The sequence below is a fragment of the Neorhizobium sp. LMR1-1-1.1 genome (assembly GCF_040675795.1).
Lineage (GTDB): Bacteria > Pseudomonadota > Alphaproteobacteria > Rhizobiales > Rhizobiaceae > Neorhizobium > Neorhizobium cellulosilyticum.
This window is the reverse complement of record NZ_JBEGHE010000021.1, coordinates 55,429-74,704: the sequence shown is the minus strand read 5'-3', so window position 1 is coordinate 74,704 and position 19,276 is coordinate 55,429. Positions and strand designations below refer to the sequence as shown.

Below are 19,276 nucleotides of genomic sequence, written 5' to 3'. Positions count from 1 at the left end.
CGCCTGAGAGCGGCAATGATCGATACCCTGCGCTGAAGCGCGATAAAGTGGGCAGCTCGCTCCGCTGAGAAAACGAAAAGGAGCGGATGAATGGCAAATCCGGCGAGTTTTTCAACGATATCGGCGCAATGGATGTCAGGGCGGTGGCTACTGGCTCCAACCGGTCATTGGGACACAGCGAGAATAAACAAGTAAACTAGAACGAACCAGCCTAGACCGAGCAATGCCAGTTGCTTGCGCGGAACATCGTGAAACGACTTGTATCGTGACACAACGAACCAAACGAGACCGCACCCGACAAGAACGAAAAGATAGGGTAAGGCTTCGGCAAGTCCGCCCACCATAACAAGCCTCCGTAAAACGAAATTGGCATCACACTTTCCGTGATACTGCTTTAGAAGCGTTAAGCTGGAATTGATGGCCGCTTCTGGCGCGAAGCAGCCGAGGATGTCAGGGCGGTGGGTCACAAAAGCCAGACGAACGCCGCAAGTGCTCCTGCCCATATCGTTAGTGAGATCAACAGCACTAGAAGCTAGTTGCGAAAGCGACGGGTCATATTCCCAAACATTTGAATGTCGGGAAAGTTCACGGGTGAGGGGACGATTGGCCCGAGGGTCGGGCTACCGTTTCAGGGGACTTCGCCGGCGTGCCGCCGCCTTAATGGGATGACCTTACCTCCGAATGTCAGGGTCCGTCTATTCAACGTATTCGCGTACGCGACCGCAAAACGCAGTTACCTCGAGCATCCCCCATAAAAAAAGCCCCGTCGAAGCGAGGCCTTTCCCTGGCACTGTTAAGCGCTGGCTTACCAGGAAGTTCCTGCCGTACCGGCGCCGGGATTGGTGCTGCCGCCGTTATTCTGCGCAGACTGGGCTGCACCCTGAGTGCCACCGGGTGCGCCGCAGTTTGTGTTCGAGCTAAAGTGATGGGCCTGATGGATATCCCGGCAGAACAGGTCGAACCCCTGTGGACTTGGGCAGCACAACTCTAATAATATCCATAACAATGCTTCGATTCTGGAAGAATCGTCGGGAAGGTAATTTTTAATAAACCCTGATTTTCTTTTGACTCGAAACAACTCTCTCGATTTAAACTTCTGTGTTTCAATAGATGCGGGGAAAATGGGAGGGGAAGATGGTTACTGACTTTGCGCAGCGCCTCGCGGACTGCCATGACGTCACCACAGAACAACTCGAAGCCGTGTTCTTGTATTTGTGCGCAAAGCTCAAACGCGACCGGGCGGAAGGTCGAGCAATATCGTTGCTCACTGTCAAATCTAAGCGTTTGGTCGAAGAAAGCCTCAGAATCCGGGCTGAGTTTTTGGACAAGGACGCAGTGTAGTCCGCTTATCCTGATCTCGATGCTGTCTTTGCTTACTTGGCTGTAGCTTGCATTGGATGTCAGGGCGGTGAGGTCAGTCAGATCCAGAACAACGCGTCTTCGTCAGCGAATTCTTCTGGCGTCCTACCGTCAGTTAAATACTCTTGCCAGTAGCTTGCCGCGACCTCCTCCCCGTCAAGGCCCTTTTCGCGCGGGGTTGTTGACTACGTGTCGTCACACCGATCATAAGCGCTGAAAGTCTAAGTTTGCCCGACGGTGAGGCGGGCCGGCTACTGTTGCCTGCCTTGTAGCGCCCGTCAGTGACGACAATAGCCGTCTGTAGCTTAAGTCGGCAATCGGGCGCGATTAATCAGGGAATGTGATGCTTCCATGAATTCTGATGGACTGTCTCGTTCATTAAGGTTCAGGCAAGAAGACGCCCCGTAGGCTTGCTCCATATTTCAGTGCGATATGGACACTCAGTTGCCCGATAACGACAACAACGCTCTACTTGATCCGAAGGTCAATTGCAGAAGCCCTTATTGAACTCTCTAAGCGCCTGACGCGATTACATGAGGCGATTGATCAGGCAAACGAAGTGCTCGGACGTCTAACGGACAAAGAGCTGCAAGAGCGGCAAGCAACCTAGTCTGGCTTCGCCTTCCGAGTAATCACAGACCGCCGCTTGAGTGTTCTCAGGTACTTACGCGCCGATCGTTCGCTGATGAATTTCATCTCGTCTGACTTCGACCCGTTTGCCATGCGCACAATGTAGAACTCGTCTTCCGGATACATCTCTATGTCGAGCGGTCCTTTGCGCCAGTCTATCGACGCAACTGTTTCCTGCGCTGTCCGAACGACGATCTTGTAGAGTGATCTCTTGATGGAAGTGCCACTTAGGCGCTCGGGGGCGTCTGCAACCCTGAAGATGGTTGCGTCTACAATGCGCTCTCGGAGATGTGCGTCCTGTGTGAACCTTGACGCCCATTCGCGCAACATTGGGCGCAAGTCGGGACTACTGGAATGGCTATTGTCGTTTAAGGAAGAAGGCATGACGCTCCCCTTTCTTCTTCGAAGGCGAGCGCACTAATTAACCCTCAGTCGCCACCGCCAACGGTCTCGGTTGGTAACGATAGGTCGGTATATAATCCATTCCTGATAGACTGTCGACACAGCACCTTCTCTTTCAGTTCCTTCCCCTTAGGTGTCAGGATGCACGAGGCAGCCCGAATGTCGCCTATGAGTTCGATGATGCCGTGATCGCGCGCCTCGATGAGCGTCTTCATTCCAACACCTCTGGGTAGTTGGTTAGACGACACAGTATCGAGTTCCTTGAGCAACAGAAGCAGGCGAGAATACTGCATGAACTTGAATGCCAGTTGGAATTACAGCAATTCCTAAACTATCGCCCACTCAACGCAACTCTACGATCGGTTCCGTCCGCTTGCGTACCGTTTTACCGATGTCAGGGCGGTGGGCCGCTCCTTGCCCGAAGCGGTCATTTGGGCAGTCCCATTTCCCATTCCAAACGAAGCATGCTCATGATCGCGGTGTCCCATCTCTCGTCACCAACTTTGGCAGACGACCGCCTCACTCCCTCGTGGACAAAACCGACCTTGTTGTAGGTTCGGATAGCGGCACTGTTCCAGCTATAGACATTTAGCTCAGTCCTCTCGATTTCCGGATGAGAGAACGCCCGCTCCAATCCCGCTTCCAGCAACGGTTTAGCTAGTCCTTGTCCCCGCATTGTTGGCGCGACCATGACGCGGCCAATCCTTGCGACGCCATTTTTCCAGTCCACAGCTAATTGGATATGCCCTGCTATAGCCTGGGAGGCGTTAACAGCCATCCAGGATAGCCGCTTGGGCGGTAACGTTTGCCCTTCGATAATAACCTGTTCAAGCTGATCGTCGGTGATCGGATAAGTAAGATCAGGTCCGCCCCACTGCACGACATCGCGCTCGCTGCCCAGCCAACTGCGAAGGACCGGGAAGTGGATTGCCTCAAAATCGATTAAAGTCATTATCCGCTCATTACAAACTGAACCGAAATTAAGCCTATAGCCGGAGCATCCACTGCGCAACGTCCGCGTCTGGCGCTTTCGCGTCATGACGGCTATCGGCCCCAAAGCCGCCATCAGGCCTCCAGTATTCTGCAACCGTCGGCGTCGCAAATGATCGCCTGATCGCCCTCCATCCGCTCAATCCTGAAGCAAAACCCCGCTCAAGAGTCTTGTTGAACACCTCCCGCGGTCGCGCTCCCGAGGGCGCCACCTTGCCGTCGATCACGAAGAGCGGCACCCCGGTTACGCCGATCTCCGGGGCGGTCTTCAGATTCGCTTCAATATTGGCGTCGATGTTGGGGATGAGAGTGCAACGCCGATTTCTTCGGGGCTCAGACCGATGCTTTTAGCGATCCGATCGATCACGGAGCGCTCGCCAGTGGCCTCGCCGTCATTCATGTAGGCCTCGAAAAAGAACCTCAGCCACTTTGGCGCCCAAGCCTTGTTTCATGCCGCCTCCATATGACTTTTGTCAGGCGGATTGCCCAGTAGTGAATTCTGGGAATAACCCTAAGCAAGAGTCATTTGATGTAGAATATCAGGCTGCCATTCATAGTTCTCTTAACCCATTGAATATCATCTGGTCTGATATTTCTTGCCCTCAGCTCTGCTGCAAGCCATTTGTTCCCTCGCACAGCAGATCGATAGCTTCTATTTCTTTTTTGTTCCAGGCTTGGGATGGTGCCCTGTTTCATGCTGCGTGTGGTAATACAAAACGGTGAAGCGTTTACCATGAAACCTACTGACGGATTCTGGCAGATTTTCTGCCCAATTCATTCTCCGATGTTCTTTCCGTGTCGTCTCTTGCGCGTTGGCAGATGGTTGCGCCAGGATCAAAAGTGACAGGGCTATCGCAAGATTAAGAACCGATATCCGCTTCTTCATTGGTTGCTCCTTCCCATGGCGTTCTGATTAAGCTCAAATCAGGAAGCACCATGGTGGTGGCTTCTGCGATAGATTTTACCGGATCTTACGCAATTTACTCTGGCTGCGAGGTGAAGAGGGGGCTTTTAATGGGAAAGTTCCGACGGGCGAACACTAGATCGGGTCCAGTCCTCTCACTTCGTCATGAGGCCAGCCTACTGCGGCCACGTGGTGTGATCACCGCTTCAGCGCCAATCAGCGTTTGGCATCGCGTGCCTGTCCAGACGCCCGCAAATCTTCCAGGCTTTTTCCTGCGCAACTGCCACCTGAGAGTGCGTCACCAACCGCCTTTGCCTGCCCGGTCACTGTGATCGTTCCAGCCAGTCGATCGGAGGCCGTAAAGGTTGCCGTTCCGTCTTTAGCTATCCTTGATAGATAGAACACATGATAGGTGTCCTTATTTTGGCAGGTTATGACGAGCGGAAAGTCGTCAAGCGGTCCCTGTGCCTTGGCTGCCGGGCAATGCACGAGCGAGATGGTCGCAGCCGCAAGAATGGAGTTCCTGAGGGAGGAAAAACGCGCCTGTGTATGGTGATATCGCATTGTCTTGTCCTCACAAGATTGACGGGGGCAATTTATCTGCGTGGTTGTCTTGCCTCTCCATTGCGGGCGGGCGAGAAATATGCGGGCCAACACTGTCCGGCCCAATGGACACTTACGGCTGAGCTGTCTGTCCTTTGGCGGCACGATAGGCCTGAAGATAGCCGCGCGCGACGGAGCGGATGCCGCGCCCGATGGCTGAATAGGATTCGTCCGGTAGGTTGGCGAAAGACACGCGTATAGACCAGTTCGGCGCCTCGAAGCCAGAGCCGTTCAGAACAACGATACCGTGATCCTCGGCAAGCTTGAACGCAATGTCGAGCGGGTGCACGTTCTGCTTGACCCAGTCCGTGACTTCATCGCCGACATATTTTCGCGCCCAGTATTCGTAGTCGATGACACCGTAATAGCGGTCGAAATAGGGGCGGGCGGCAAACTCGATGCCCATGCCATCCATAAGCATTTGGAAGCGCTTTTCACATATCGCCATACACGCTTTTTGATAGAGTTTGTTCTCGTCCATCATCTCCACAAGACCGAACAATGACATCATGACCTGTTGCGGCAAGGACAGGCCGGCAGTGTGGTTCAGCGCAACATCGCGGCTGTCGGCTACAACTCGGTCGATGAACTTGATGTCTCGCGGCTTCGGCGTGAGCGCCTTGTAGCGGGCGTCCATGAGCTTCTGCGTCGCTTCCGGCATCACCCGGATTGTCTTGTCGAAAATATTGTCCTGGGCGACGGCGACGACGCCGAGCCGCCAGCCGGTGCAGCCGAAATATTTGGAGAAGGAATAGACGCCGATCGTGTTGTAGGGAAGATGTCCCATGACGGACTCGAAATTAGGCACAAAGGTCCCGTAGACATCGTCCGTCAGGATCATCAGGTCGGGCCTCTTGGTGCGCACGAAGGAGACCAGCCTTCCCATGGAGTCTGGATCGATGGCGACGGCGGAAGGATTGCCCGGATTGACGATGAACAGCGCCTTGACAGTCTTGTCTTCCAGCGGTCGCAGATCGTCGTCTGTCAGCTGGAAACGATCTTCCGCTTCCGCCGAAATATGGATCTGTTTGAGGGCGTAATCTTCGAGATGCGGCATTTCGAGATAAGGGGTGAAGATCGGCGTTACGAGCGCGATCGTATCGCCGGGATTGAGCAGGCGAGCATTCTTCAGTGCCTTGAAGATATAGCACATAGCCGCCGTGCCGCCCTCGACCGGGTAGAGATCGAACTTTGCCGTCGGGCGGTGACCTGCACACATCGCCCACATCAGATATTCATGGGTTATGGCCTCATTGTGCGCCAACGACCGGTCCGGTACCGGGTAGTGATCGCCGATAATCGAGTCCGTCAGTTCGTTGACGAACTTGTCGGGATCGAACCCGAATTTCATGATTGCAAAATCGACGGCAGCTTGCAGCGTATCGGCTCCCGGTGTCTCGGGATCTGCCTTGCGCCTTGAAGTCCACGTCTTGAGACGATCGTAGCAGCCGCTGGTTGGTGGCATGCCGGCCACCCCGGCTTCAGCATCGAAAAAGGTGCGCTTGGATTCCGTGAGGGCGAATTGGCCGAGAAGAAAAAATGCCTCGCGCGCTCGGGTGGCGATCCAGTTGGGATTTCCTCGCCCGGCATTTAGGTAGGCCTTTCCGGCCTTGTCGACCTGCGCAAGTCTGATCAATTCATCCTTGATCTCGAACGGGCTCAGTTCTTCGAATTTCGCATAAATGCTTGCGTCACCCATAATATCCTCCTCGCCAACCCGAACGGGTGGGACGTTTCAGTTCGTGGATCTGTTGAGCGGTTCCGGATGGAAATGATCATCTCCGAAGCCACGGCATATGCGCGGATATGCGGTCGGGCGAACCCGGCCTTACGAAAACGAGCGCCGGCGATCGCTAGGATCTGCGCTTGAACACGCCGAGATTGATGAGCTGGACCCGGCGGTTTACGGATGCGTCTTTCTTACTCCCCTCGATCGGCAGATGCTCTCCGACACCGACGGCGTAAAGCCGCGACGGATTGACTGCAAACGTGGTCGCGAGGACCTCCTTGATCGCATCGGCGCGTCGGCCACTGAGATCGAGATTATGTGCGTCGCTGCCTGTGGCGCTTGCGTTGCCTACGACGAGGAAATTGTAGTCCCAGAGGTTCGGATGATGCAGCGCATCCGCGATCATTCCAAGCGTTCGGTAGGATGTTGGCTGGATAGCAACTGAATCGTTTTCGAAATTGATCTCGACCACCATCTGCGGAAGCTTTGCTAAACGTCCCCAGTTGGGGAGCGCGGACATTGGCTTGTCGCCGCCATTGACTGCTTCCTGGCGCAGGATCTCGATATCGATTGCCGGGGCTGCGGCGGTAAGCTTGCCGAGGCCCTTGACGATCCGCTCCTGGGAAACTTCCTGAGCGAAAGCTGGCTCCGGCACCGCCATGGGCAAGGCCATTATGGAAAGCAGCAGAAGTGCGGCTCTGGAATTCATAGGCTGCATGGCATCATCTCCAACCTGCGTCAGTGATCACCTGGTAGCATTCCGGGCTGACACGCTTTTCCTTCTTGACCAGGCAGGCAAGAACGAAGCCGTCGCCTTTGACGCCGGCGCATCGCGCATTCATGTCTCGCTTGCATGTCTGTTCGTAGGAGGACTGGGCCTCTTCGCGCTTGCTGATGGATTGGAAAACCTGAGCAAAGGAACCTTTGCAGCCTGCCGAGACCTTGGCGGCATTCTGTTGCAGGCACTCCAGGATCCGCCCGTTGCCGAGATTGACGCCTTTGCAGAGCTTTTGAATGTCGCCTCCGCAGGTGTCGGCCAGCCTGGTGGTTGCTTCGGCATAGCTGAGCGTCTGCGCCGCAGCGGGCATGCCAAAACCGGCCGCACCAGCCACGATGGTGACGATGAGCATTCGTCTGTTCAGCATCTCGCGCTCTCTTTCTGTCGGTGATCAACGCATTTGAAGCGTGGCACGACGAGAGCCGTTCGGGGACGTATTTTACGGTAGTAGACGTGTCATGCCGGCTATCCCTGGCGGTCGAGGTAGCGGGCATGGCCTCGATGAGCCTATACGGCCATCCCGTTCCTATCGAACGAGCTGCTGAGGCTTGAGGTCTTCGTCGAGTGTCGTTTCCGCGGGCGGCCGTTTTGTCTTGGCTGACAACGGCCGCTCGACGATCGTCGCCGGTGCGGCCACGGCGCTTGCGGCAACGGTACCGATATTCGTCACCGTTCCGCCGACAACTGCGGTGATACCCTGACCGAGCGTGACATTGGAATCAGTCAGGGTTTGTCCCATGATAAGGCGTTGCCCTATCAGCTGCACGATCTCGGGGCTCTCGGCGAATTTTCCGTGGTTGAGCCCGTCTTTCGTCTCCACTTTCGTGAGGTCGATTGCGGTGATGCCCCCTTTTTCCAGCCGTGAGCGATAGGGCTCTTCGGCTGGATTGATTGCTCCCAGTCGGGACACGCGTCCGGTTATGAAGCTGGAGGCTGCAAGTGCCTTGTCGTCGCTCGACATGAAGATCGTGAAGCGCGGCCGCGGTTCACCCATTTCTACATATTGCTTTGCGAATACCTGAATATCGATATCGGGTGAGGCAAGGATCACGTTCTTGATTTTCGGATCAACCCGGCCGTCTCTAATTCCCATCTGCCGCAGCGCTTCCATCGCGAGCCATGAGCCCATCGAATGCGCCAGCACGGTTATGTCCTTCACACTGGGATCGCCGGCAAGCGTCCGCAGCGCCTGTTCCAACCCTGAACGGGAGTAATTCGTGCTTTCCTTGTCGTATAGATAGCCAGTGATTTCCGCGCGTGACGGCCAGGTAAACAATATGGGGGTCGCCTGCATGCTGCTGTCGTGGACGATCTGGGCGAGGCGAAAGACGGCATCGCCATAGGTGTTGTTGAAGCCATGGATGAAAACAAGGGCATGGCTGCCGTTGGCCTGTTGCCTGAACCAGGCGCGGCCCTCGGCAACTGTCTCCATCTGCCTGACATTCGTAACGGCAAAGTCCGTCCTGGGGTCGGGAGGCAATTTCTTTGGCCACTGGACACTGCCCTGCTCACGGCCATTGGGAATTGAGACGGTAATCTCGGTCAAATGCGGTTTCGAGCCACGTTCGCCGTCGAACAGTGTTGCTGTCGATCCGGAGGGTTGGCGTGTCGTCGCGACAAGCATATCGACCTTGCCGGCGACTTTTGTGCCGCCGATCGGTGTCGGAACCGGTGCCATTACTCCTTTCGGATGCCCACAACTCGTCAGAAGAACGATCAGGGCTGCCGTGCCATATTTCTGCATGTGTATCCCAGCGAAATACCCTGATACTGAGTGAGGAAGCTACCATGCAGGTTCGAAGGTGCCCTGTAGCATCGCGTATCATCTACTGTCGTCGACCTGGCTGATGCAGAGATGAGTGAGATCAGTTGGAGGTCGGGTTCGCTGTGAGTGCCAATCCGGCTGCCCGCAAACCAGCGAAAACCTTTTCCTGATCTTCGGGCCTGGGGAGTCGTGCCGTCACTTCCCGTTTTATGTTTGGCATCAAGTTCTGCGCATTCGCATTCAGCCAATCCAACTCCTGGCGGGCCTGTATCGTCTTTCCCGAGGCGCCAAGTATCGAGGCCAGTACCATTCGATGCATGGGGTTATAGGTCAGGTCTGACATCCGCGACCAGAGCTCCGCGGCCTGAAGGTCTCCCCTCATGAACGCACAAAGCGCCATCCCCACTTCGTAATATCCCGCTGGGCCGGCACCATGACTGACCGCCTTGCTGACAAGATCGCAGCCGGTGTCCCATTTCCCACTCATGGACAACCGCAAGCCATACTCGCCGACGACCTCCGTGTCGTTTGGGTTCAGGGCATAGGATGCTGCGCCCGCTTCCAGGGCGGCAGGGATATCGTTGCTGAAGAAATAGGACAGCATGAGTGCCTGTAGCACACGAGCATTTTGCGAATCGATGGCGAACGCACGGTTGGCGAGTTCAGAGGCCCTTTCTAGCGCATCTTTTGGCGCAACGAGTCCGAGTTTGTAGGCGAAGCGTACCTGGTCAAGATTGGTCAGCGACAGCATCGCGAGCGACGTGGCATCTTCCGGGTATTTCTGTATCAGGGCTGTTAGGCACTGTTGTGATGTCGCCAGGGCGGCTTTTGTCATGATCCTGCGATAACTGTAGTAGGAAAGGGTACAGTCATAAGCCTCCCAGCCTCCGGTCGCCGCCACATCGGACGAAAAAATGACGCCGAATGGTTGCGCTACGGCCGTTGCAATCTTTTCGGCGACTGCAGTTTCCGCCTCCAGCACGCTCTGGATGCTGAGATCCGTGTCATAGTTGCTTGCCCAGATGACAGCATTGTCCGACTGGCGAACCAATCGTACGCTGGATCGAATTTTGTCCTCGTGTTTTCGCAGGTTACCCTCAAGCAGATATCTCGCATTCGAAGGTTTCCCTTTTTCTGCAGCTGCGTCGATCACCACGATCTCTTTGAATTTCACGAGCTTGGTAATGAGTTCATCGATGGTGCCCCGCGACATCTTCGACAGGTCCCTGTCGTCGGCAGGATAATCGAATAGATCGACGGCAATGGTCGCGCGGCCGTCACCATTAGTCACGAGCGGGTTACGCAAATCGTGGAGGAAGAAAGTGAGCCCGGCTAGCACCGCACCTGCGGTCAGTCCCGCGATGAAGAGGCGGCTCACTATCAGTCGGCTCTCGGACGACGGAAGATCCACCAAGGGGTGCGGGGCCGGAATAGTTACGCTGCTTGGCGTAACTGCGAGCGGACCATCCGGGTTTTCTTCGATAAAACCTCCTCCCCTCTCGAATGTCGGAACATATCCGCCTTTCGGGATCGTGATGATGACCGGCTCTCGCGGTCCCGCCATGAGATAGTAGCGCTCCAGTTCACGGCGAATGCGGCCAGCTTCTATCCGAACTGCAGGATCGCTTTGCGCATCGAAATTGCGCCTTCCGAAGACCACATCCGCGATCGTATATGCTTTGAGATATATTGAACGTCCCGCAAGCGTTTCAGAGACAACGAAGCGGAGAAATTTGCGTGCGCGTTCCGGTAGATTTACTCGCTCGCTGGAAAGTATTCGTTCAAGCTGTGTGTTTATTTCCTCCGCGCAGGGCTCAATCAAAATCGCCTCAGTGGATCTTGTATTTTCCATCGCTCCCCCCTCGTACTTTGAAAGTACAGCGTTCTACTCGCGACGCTTCTACATAAGCACAACCTTAAATAGATGACAATATGTCAGTTGTCGCACTGCCGCCATGGACCGCGATTGGGGATGTCAGCGCGACGACCTGGAACTGCTGTCCATCTGCTCTTTCGTTCGACAAAGGCGCCAAGCTGCAGGCAGCAGGCGCCTTGAATCTTCCGGCCGTCATCAACGGGGCGGACCTATATTGATCAATTGCAGTTCAGTGGCCTGTCAGAACCAATGTCTGCACCGGGAGGAAAAGAGCCTGCATGCGCAGGATCATTGCATGCACAAGACCGACTGCATCGATTGCATGCAGGAAAAACCATTGCACCACGCCGATATTCTCGTCCGCGAGAGCCTCGTGATTATTGGTATAGGCATTTGCGATGCAGCTGCTGCCGGGTGGAATATTGTCCAGGCCGCCTTCGTAAAGAGGCTGCAGGAAAACCGTCAGTGTTCCGGGCTTGCTCAGTTGTTGGACGTCAAGAAGTTGGTCGGTCGGGCGCAGCTGTCCGGCGGCGATCACGTCCTGGACCTCGGTCACGACGAGAGGGATAATGGTGAAAGGCTTGCCGATGCAGGTCGCCTCTGCGATCATACCCTTCTTCATGACTTGCGCTTCGATCTGCCCGAAACCCGCGACAAGATTACCCCGTCCTGCCTCGGCCGGCACGAGAATGCCCGCCGGACGCAGCATCGTGTTGACCACGTCTCCGACGCGGAGGGTAAACTGCTGTACGGTTCCGGTAACGCCGGCGTAGACAACTGTCTTGTCCAGTTCCACCTGTGCCTGGGCTAGAGCTGCTTCGGCGCTTTGCTTTTGCGCCGGCAAAAGGACGTTGATCTGCGTGATGAGAGTTTGCTTCTTTGCCATCGCGGCGCCGAGAGTTCCCTTTCGGGCCTCAATGGTATTCGCAAGCCGCTGAACTTCCCGCCGCGCAACGGCATCCTTTGCCAGTAGTTGGACCTTCATTTCGTATTCGTCGACAGCAACCTGTAAGGAGCCCTGCGCCTCCTGTATCTGTGAATCTGCCGTCGCCAGTTCCGTTTGCGCCACATGCGCTTGGGCATCGATCTCCGCGACTTGTCGTCGAGCGGTTTCGACTTCGGCTTTCTGCTTTGAATCATCCAGCCGGAAAAGAGGTGCTCCAGCGGTAACCTTTTCGTTGATCCCGACATAGATCTCGTCAACACGGCCGACCGTTTCAGGCAGAATGGTCACTGTGCGAAAAACAGCGGTTACGCTTTTGGTCGAGGGATGGAAATAAAAGATCAGCGTGATCAGCGAGATGGTGAGCAACAGGCAAGCCGAGATACCCCAGCGAAGTTCATACCACATGGTGTAAAGCGTAATTTCGCGACCGATCCGCTTATTCTGCGCAAAGCGCCGATAAAGGTAGTCCGGGAAAATTGTCAGGAGGGAGCAGAGCATCAGTTCCAGCATTGTCAAACTCCCTCGCTACCAGGTGTGTTTTTCAAATTGGCGTCGTCTGGAGGTGGTGTAATTTCCTCTTCGGGTCTCTCGTCAAGCTCCATGCGGACATCGCGACCGGAGAGCTTTCCGAGCGATTCCGCGATTGAGTAGAGCGGCGTGGAAAAGTCCGGGATCTGGATGAAGGCGAGCAGCAGGCCAGCGATCCAGAAGAGATGATTGTGCGTGAAAAGCGAAATCAGGGCGAGAACCGCGACAACCTCCATCTGCACCTTGCTGGTGCGATGTGCCAGTCGTTCAGGCACGGCGTGAAGCTGGAAGTAGAGGTTGCCGATGATTAGAATGGCCACGATCAGGAAGATGACAACGGCGACGAAGAGATAGTCAGTCTGGCCTGGCTCGGTAATGAAGGCTGGCAGGTGATCGATCGCCGCCGGATGAATGTCTTGCGCCATTGCGATTTCCTTTAGCAGAATAAGTCATAATCAAAACGGGACCTGCCGAAGGTGCTTGATCTGCCGTCTCTCGCGACGTCGACCAGCCGTAGGACTCCCGCGAATAGGCGTCTGCACAAGCGACCTTGGGGTTCATAACGACGATACGCGCCTAGTGGGGTTTCACGCTCGTAACATCGTGTAATTTACGGCGGATTCGCTTCTGGTTTTCCGGCATTTTCCCCGCCGCTGTTAGGGGAAGTAGGAGAATTGACTGACTGGTGGATCCGTATCGGTTTCGTTGCGGATAACCGAACAACATCGCGAGGCCGATAAGGACACTGCGGCCTCAACAGATGCACTTGAACGCCTGAGGGTATCTTGCCGCCTCAGCCGTTTTTCGTCCTGCAGGACGCGTCAAGGGCGAAAAGTAGGATCGCGTAAACTACGCCCCAGCGCCGATTTGGCGGTTTATATGTGCCCTGGGCTGCCGCAACGTCCGTTGCTGCCGAACTGCGTCGAGACATAGAGATTTATCCTCTGTGTCCCATACTTTGTGACGCGAACGCGACCTCTCCAGCCCACAAGATCTTTCATTAAACAGGATGAGGTTGACGAGTGATGAAATCGAAAAGCTTCACGTTGGTCGCCGGGCTGTCCGCGCTGACACTTGTCTCGTCATATCCCGGCCCGCCTGCCTTTTCCCAGGCGCCGGTGCCCCAGCCTAATCCGGCCGCGACATCCGTTCAGGCGCCTGCGCAACCCCCCTTGTTGTCGGAGGACCAGCTCGAAATTCTGGTGGCGCGGATAGCACTCTATCCGGACGAACTGGTTGCTGCGATTTCCGCCGCTTCACTCCTCCCGTTGCAGATCGTCGAGGCTGATCGGTTCCTGCAGGCCAAGCAGAAGAACAAGGACTTGAAGCCGAATGAAGGGTGGGATGGAAGCGTTATCTCGCTTCTCAACTACCCCGACGTCGTCAAGATGATGAGCGATGATCTTGCCTGGACACAAGCACTTGGAAATGCGCTGACCTATCAGCAAAAGGACGTGCTTGTGGCCATCCAGCAGCTTCGAGACGAAGCAATGGCCAAGGACTTGATCAAGACGGATGAAAAGATCACCGTCGTCGTCGAAAATGAAAACGTCATCATTCGCCCCACGGATCCGGAAAAGGTCTATATCCCACAATATCCGCCGCAGATGCTCTATGAGCCGGGCTATGCCGCCCAGCCGGTTTATTATTCCGATAGTTATTACGACAACTACTACTATCCCGGCGCCGCATTTTTCGCTGGGGCGGTCACAGGCATCGCCTGGGCAGCCATCGTCAACTGGGACGACTGGGGCGTCTGGGGCGGAAGATGGAACGGCGGCGATGTCGATATCGACTGCAATAACTGCTTCAACGACCGGAATTTCAACGGCAAACTGAAATGGAACGACGTTGATTGGAGCAAGGTAGATCGCAGCAAGCTGAATATCGGCAAGGACCAGTTCGCAAATTTCGATCGCTCCGCGATAAAATCCGGTCTGGTTTCGGACAATCGTAATTCCCTCAAAAATCAGGTCCGTGATCGCAAGGCTAGCGACGGAATTGCAAACAGGCAAAACCTGTCCCGCCCCGACGACGTTCGCCGGAAGACTGCTGAGGGGCTGAAACAGGGAACCAGACCCGCAACCAACAGGGCTGCCGAAAATCGGCCCGCAGCAAACCGTAGCAACCAAGCGGCCAGTCGGCCGGCCGCAGAACCGCGTCGCAGTTCGCAGTCCGCTCCGAAGGCCAAGCAGGCGAATAAGCCTAAAATGGCCGCCCGGCCCGACAATCGCGCGCGGCAACCGAATGCGCTCGGCAATGTCCAGTCGGGACGGCGGGAATCCGTCGCCTCTCAGCGTGGAGGACACAGCATGGGCGGCGGACAGCGTGGCGCCCCGCGCGCGGCACCCCGTGGCGGCGGACGCCCCATGCATCACGGTGGCGGTCGCGGCGGCCGCGGCGGCGGTGGTGGCCGCAGATAAACGTTCCTAACAGTGTTTGGAGACAGATCATGAGGCAGAAGATTAGTTTATTGGTTGGACTGACTGTCATGGCCGCTGCAGTAGCCATCGCGACACCGTCAGAGGCCGCGCAGAAGACAAACCTTCAGGAATTCAAAGGCGAGATGCCACCATCCTTCGTGGAGCCCTCAGCCGCGATGGACGAATTCGGCAAGGTGCTGAAGGCGCAGGATGTCGACGGCTTGGCAAAGCTGCTTGGGCTCAATGCCAGCAAGCTACGTGACAGCAGCGAGGCCATGACGAGCCTCGATCTGATCCGCGAGGGGGCAGCGAGACAGTTGCGCCTTCAGGACGTGAGGGGATTCAAGGTCGTTGCCGTCGGAGATATCCTGTGGCCTTTGCCATTTCCGCTCTCCAAGCAGGCCAACGGGCAATGGTCGTTCGACACGGAGATAGGGCTGGAAGAGATCGTTAACCGACGGATTGGCGAGAATGAACTCGTCACGATCGATACCATGCGTGATTATGTCGACGCCCAATACGAATATGCCCGGATAGACGAAGACGGGGATCAGATTGTCGAGTTCGCTCAACGGCTGATCAGCTCGCCCGGCAAACGCGATGGACTATATTGGCAAGCCAACGACGATGAAGAGGAAAGCCCGGCAGGGCCGATGCTCGAATCTGCGGCCTTCAGCAAGGCCAAGCAGGGTGAAGGGTATTACGGTTACCGATACCGTATTCTGACGGGGCAGGGACCGAATGTGCTAGGCGGCGAGTACAGCTATATCGTGAATGGTAACATGACGAACGGTTTTGCACTGATCGCCTGGCCGGTTACCTATGGCGTCACGGGCGTCCAAACCTTCATCGTCAACTACTCTGGGGTCGTATACGAGAAGGACCTGGGAGACGAAACGCAAGAACGTGCGTCGCAAATCCGGTTGTTCAATCCGGGTGACGATTGGGATATCACGATGGACTAGCCTCTGGTGGATGCGGTTCCGTAAGACTTAAAACAAAAGCGACAGCGCGGGATCACGCGCTGCCGCGTTCTGCGCAATGGGTAGCTTCCGAGAGAGACTTACCGCTATCGTGCTCCATGCGTTGCCCGGCCCGAAGCGGGTTGCTGAGATACTTTCAGGCTTTTGATTGCGACACTGGAACTATCTGGCGCCTCGTCGAATTTTGTCGGAGAGGTTGAACCAAGGCAATCGGGATGCAGTCTTCCAATGCCCGCAGCGGGCGCAACAAACTCATGTTGAAATTGCCTGCACTGCGAGATCAGCTCCGCAGCCATGTCAGCGACACGATTGCCGATCTTTTCGAATCCTACGACCTCGCGACAATCGCGCTAGATCGTCTACGATTGGAGCGGCCAACCGACGTGAAACGCGTTCATGAATACGAAGACCTCTGCCGTGAAATCGAACGCGAAGTTTCTCGCTATTGCTCTGAGATGAGTTGAGCATGTTGGGTGCGTGTTGATTTCAGCTTCCGGGTAGATTTTCCGACCCGATCTCATCGGCTGATTTTATGATAGAGGTGGATGGTTGTGAAACGGGCGGTTGCGGCCATGCCCAAGCGACGATCAAATCATAAAATACGCCCAAAACGATCGGACCGATGAAAAGTCCCACGAGCCCGTGGGTCAGCGTGCCGCCAATAACCCCGACCAGAATGACGGGCATGGGCGTCGAAAGTCCTCTGGAAATCAATATAGGTTTCAAAATATTGTCCACCAGCATGACCGGCACGATAATTGCCGTGAACAGAGCGGAGACGTTGAACGGCCAAGAAAACCAAATCCAGACAAGGAGCGGTAACAGGATGAGGGCTGGCCCAATCTGTATCAGGCACAAAATGAATACGCCGTAGGTTAAAGCCCCTCGCACCGGCACACCAAAGGCCATGAAGATCAATCCGCATAAGATGGCCTGGAGCAGTGCGACGCCAATCACGCCGCGCGAAACGTTCCTAACCGTCGTGCCCGCCAGTTTCGCGAATCCTACACCTCTTTCGCCAGCGATGCGGCTTGCCAAGATCTGAATGCCGGAGGCGAGGCGAGGCGCCATGGTCAGGAAAACACCACACAGAATTACCGAAACGATGAAGCTGAGGATCCCACCGCCGATTGATAGAACCCTGCCCAGAATGACCCCACCCGCCTCACGCAACGGCTGCTTGAACGACAGTATCGCTGCGGCCACGTTGGTGGCAGCCTCATTCCAGGCAGAGTAGAGTTTTGTTCCGACGATCGGAACCTCATTCAGTCGCTCTGGCGCCCTCGGTATGTGGAAGCCGACGGCATCCGAAAAAAATGTCTGCAGGGTATCGACAAAGTTCACCGCAGCGAGCGCCAGAGGGCTGATGATCACGATAAGACATGCGGCGACGAGAGTGGATGCCGACAGGAACTGCCTTCCCCCGAGGAGCTTGGTCAAAAGGTTGAATAACGGATAGAGCGCCACTGTCATTATTGCCGCCCATATAACGATCAGGGCGAAGGGCGCGATCAGTTGCGCAGACCAATAGGTGAAGGCCGCAATGACCCCGATCCGGACGATATCGCTTACGCGCGCCTCGATCGATATATGGCTTGCCGCGACGGGATGCGGCTCCTGCTTATCGGCTGGGGCAGCGGCGTTCATGATCTGGCCTCGCTGGCTGACGAACGGGCTCAATTACCGTGGCGTGCTGATCGGCTGATGTCAGGCACGATATGTCGAGGACTTTGATCTTCGATATAGTCGTTCGGCCGCTTCTGGCGTTTGCCGAGATCAGGGATCTTGAACGCTAGTTTCTCATAGGGAATGGATGAGAGAATGTGGGCGATGCAGTTCACGCGGGCACGCTTCTTGTCGTCTGAGGGGACTATCCACCAACGCGCGTGCTCGGTGTCGGTCATGCGTAGCATTTCGTCATAGGCCTGAGTGTAGTCCCACCAGCGCCGGTAGGATTCGACATCCATCGGGCTCAGTTTCCACTGCCGCAGCGGATCTTCGATACGCTTCTTGAAACGGCGTTCCTGCTCTTCCTCGCTGACGATGAGAAAATACTTCAGGAGCAGAACGCCGCTTTCGACGATTGCGGCTTCGAAACGTGGTGCGAGCTCCAGGAAACGGCGCGCCTTCTTCTCGCTGCAAAAGCCCATGATCCTGTCAACGCCGGGCCGATTATACCAGCTGCGGTCGAAGATCACGATCTCACCGGCGGCAGGAAGATGCGCAATATAGCGTTGCATATAGATCTGAGACTTCTCACGCTCTGTCGGAGCCGGAAGCGCGACAACCCGAAACACTCTGGGGCTGACCTTCTCAAGGATACGTTTGATGACGCCGCCTTTGCCGGCCGCATCGCGTCCTTCGAATATGATGACGACCCGCATGCCAGAATCCTTGACCCATGCCTGAAGGTGAGCAAGTTCCACCTGGAGCCTCTTGAGCTCCTTGTCGTAGTTCCACGACTTCTTTTCCTTTTTTCCGATCTCGTGATCCGCGTCATGCAACTGGTTCATCCTAGCCTCCTGTACTGCCTGAATATGCCGGGCCACGCGGTCCAGACGGCAAAACCATTGACGGTGTTGAGAGTGGGCCTCAGGAAGAAATGAACAACACGGCCAAAAAATAGCGGTATGCTGTCGCGTCGATTGCGAGCCTTCGGTTAATCTAGTGCGGCCCGTTTCGCGTGGCTCGTAACTTCCCGTAATCTCTGTGTTACGGCGTGTCGCGGCGAGCTAACGGTCGTGAGTTCGACGATCGCATGCCTTCGATCGCATCGGATCCGGCGATGCAGTGACGCGATGGCTGTCGGACAGGTCAGGCGGCCGAGGAGAGGTCTCCCGTCGGAGGCTTGGTAATTTCGAGTATAATACGTCACGCTTTCCCGAACCGCGCTACGATAATCAATCTGTCGCAATAGAAGCCTTCGTGGGGGTGTGATGGGATCCAGCTCAGATAAGGCACCACATTCGCGCGGACTTGCCGCAGCTCGCGAACGATTTCCGGATTTGCTGAGACAGATAGATAACCTGTTCGAACTCGATGAAGAGTTCAGGGTTCTTTGCGAGGACCTTGCGGATGTCAAAACCGCTCTGAACGAATGTCGGCATCTGCCTGCCGATATCAGAGATGCAAGGCGGCTCGAGTATGAAGAGCTTATCGACAGCCTTGCCAAGGAAATCGAACAGGCCCTCTCACGAGCCAATGTCATCCTGTTGCGGCCGCCGCGTCACTAGCCGCATGCACGATTTGCGGACAGGCTCTCTGGCTCGGGGTGCGCGCTTGTAACCAGTGTCAGCCGCCGCGGTATAATACCGTATTCTACTTCGCGAACACTCTCCGGTGAGCGACCCTGAACTCGGC

18 protein-coding genes are annotated in these 19,276 nt (G+C 55.7%); 5 read left to right on the top strand and 13 right to left on the bottom strand.

The window, feature by feature from the left end; genetic code table 11:
- Window positions 1-1,134: 1,134 nt before the first annotated feature.
- Window positions 1,135-1,341, top strand: a complete 207-nt coding sequence (locus MRBLMR1_RS12050; RefSeq protein WP_148148881.1) for a hypothetical protein — start codon at window positions 1,135-1,137, stop codon at window positions 1,339-1,341.
- A 1,076-nt stretch (window positions 1,342-2,417) separates the two neighbouring features.
- Here MRBLMR1_RS12050 and MRBLMR1_RS12045 read toward each other — a convergent pair.
- The 11 genes from MRBLMR1_RS12045 to MRBLMR1_RS11995 all read right to left on the bottom strand — a co-directional run bounded on the left by MRBLMR1_RS12045 (window position 2,418) and on the right by MRBLMR1_RS11995 (window position 12,935).
- On the bottom strand, window positions 2,418-2,606 hold the full coding sequence (locus tag MRBLMR1_RS12045; protein ID WP_206829636.1) for a hypothetical protein: 189 nt from the start codon (window positions 2,604-2,606) through the stop codon (window positions 2,418-2,420).
- 212 nt (window positions 2,607-2,818) lie between these two features.
- Window positions 2,819-3,343, bottom strand: a complete 525-nt coding sequence (locus MRBLMR1_RS12040) for a GNAT family N-acetyltransferase (RefSeq protein ID WP_500064797.1) — start codon at window positions 3,341-3,343, stop codon at window positions 2,819-2,821.
- 690 nt (window positions 3,344-4,033) lie between these two features.
- A complete protein-coding gene (locus tag MRBLMR1_RS12035) occupies window positions 4,034-4,267 on the bottom strand; it encodes a hypothetical protein (RefSeq protein WP_500064796.1) in 234 nt (77 codons plus the stop codon).
- Window positions 4,268-4,501: 234 nt separating this feature from the next.
- Window positions 4,502-4,849 carry a hypothetical protein gene (locus MRBLMR1_RS12030; RefSeq protein ID WP_500064795.1) on the bottom strand — a complete coding sequence of 116 codons (348 nt, stop codon included), beginning with the start codon at window positions 4,847-4,849 and terminating at the stop codon, window positions 4,502-4,504.
- A gap of 112 nt (window positions 4,850-4,961) precedes the next feature.
- Window positions 4,962-6,587, bottom strand: a complete 1,626-nt coding sequence (locus MRBLMR1_RS12025) for a bifunctional aspartate transaminase/aspartate 4-decarboxylase (RefSeq protein ID WP_500064794.1) — start codon at window positions 6,585-6,587, stop codon at window positions 4,962-4,964.
- A 154-nt stretch (window positions 6,588-6,741) separates the two neighbouring features.
- Window positions 6,742-7,290: an OmpA family protein gene (locus MRBLMR1_RS12020; protein WP_404946129.1), complete on the bottom strand. Its 549-nt coding sequence runs from the start codon at window positions 7,288-7,290 to the stop codon at window positions 6,742-6,744.
- A 49-nt stretch (window positions 7,291-7,339) separates the two neighbouring features.
- Window positions 7,340-7,762, bottom strand: a complete 423-nt coding sequence (locus tag MRBLMR1_RS12015) for a cysteine rich repeat-containing protein (protein WP_500064793.1) — start codon at window positions 7,760-7,762, stop codon at window positions 7,340-7,342.
- A gap of 159 nt (window positions 7,763-7,921) precedes the next feature.
- Window positions 7,922-9,139, bottom strand: coding sequence for an alpha/beta hydrolase (locus MRBLMR1_RS12010; RefSeq protein ID WP_500064792.1), 1,218 nt, complete (start codon window positions 9,137-9,139; stop codon window positions 7,922-7,924).
- Between the two features lie 121 nt (window positions 9,140-9,260).
- Window positions 9,261-11,012 carry a hypothetical protein gene (locus tag MRBLMR1_RS12005; RefSeq protein WP_500064791.1) on the bottom strand — a complete coding sequence of 584 codons (1,752 nt, stop codon included), beginning with the start codon at window positions 11,010-11,012 and terminating at the stop codon, window positions 9,261-9,263.
- Between the two features lie 253 nt (window positions 11,013-11,265).
- Window positions 11,266-12,492 (bottom strand): HlyD family secretion protein, encoded by a 1,227-nt coding sequence (locus tag MRBLMR1_RS12000; RefSeq protein ID WP_183827887.1) that lies wholly within the window; start codon window positions 12,490-12,492, stop codon window positions 11,266-11,268.
- Between the two features lie 2 nt (window positions 12,493-12,494).
- Window positions 12,495-12,935 (bottom strand): hypothetical protein, encoded by a 441-nt coding sequence (locus tag MRBLMR1_RS11995; protein ID WP_500064790.1) that lies wholly within the window; start codon window positions 12,933-12,935, stop codon window positions 12,495-12,497.
- A 600-nt stretch (window positions 12,936-13,535) separates the two neighbouring features.
- Between MRBLMR1_RS11995 and MRBLMR1_RS11990 the strand changes: the two genes are divergently transcribed.
- The 3 genes from MRBLMR1_RS11990 (at window position 13,536) to MRBLMR1_RS11980 (ending at window position 16,380) form a co-directional block, all read left to right on the top strand.
- Entirely contained in the window at window positions 13,536-14,933 is a 1,398-nt protein-coding gene (locus MRBLMR1_RS11990) for a DUF3300 domain-containing protein (RefSeq protein WP_206827692.1), read from the top strand.
- A gap of 29 nt (window positions 14,934-14,962) precedes the next feature.
- Window positions 14,963-15,898 (top strand): DUF2950 domain-containing protein, encoded by a 936-nt coding sequence (locus tag MRBLMR1_RS11985; protein WP_183686806.1) that lies wholly within the window; start codon window positions 14,963-14,965, stop codon window positions 15,896-15,898.
- A gap of 233 nt (window positions 15,899-16,131) precedes the next feature.
- Window positions 16,132-16,380, top strand: a complete 249-nt coding sequence (locus MRBLMR1_RS11980) for a hypothetical protein (protein ID WP_148144268.1) — start codon at window positions 16,132-16,134, stop codon at window positions 16,378-16,380.
- Between the two features lie 22 nt (window positions 16,381-16,402).
- Here the strand turns inward: MRBLMR1_RS11980 and MRBLMR1_RS11975 are convergent, their stop codons facing one another.
- Together MRBLMR1_RS11975 and ppk2 are read right to left on the bottom strand one after the other, a co-directional pair.
- Entirely contained in the window at window positions 16,403-17,563 is a 1,161-nt protein-coding gene (locus MRBLMR1_RS11975; RefSeq protein ID WP_148144267.1) for an AI-2E family transporter, read from the bottom strand.
- A gap of 29 nt (window positions 17,564-17,592) precedes the next feature.
- Window positions 17,593-18,429, bottom strand: a complete 837-nt coding sequence (ppk2, locus tag MRBLMR1_RS11970) for a polyphosphate kinase 2 (protein WP_500064789.1) — start codon at window positions 18,427-18,429, stop codon at window positions 17,593-17,595.
- A gap of 423 nt (window positions 18,430-18,852) precedes the next feature.
- Here ppk2 and MRBLMR1_RS11965 point away from each other — a divergent pair, with 423 nt between their 5' ends.
- Window positions 18,853-19,149: a hypothetical protein gene (locus tag MRBLMR1_RS11965; RefSeq protein ID WP_148144265.1), complete on the top strand. Its 297-nt coding sequence runs from the start codon at window positions 18,853-18,855 to the stop codon at window positions 19,147-19,149.
- Window positions 19,150-19,276 lie beyond the last annotated feature (127 nt).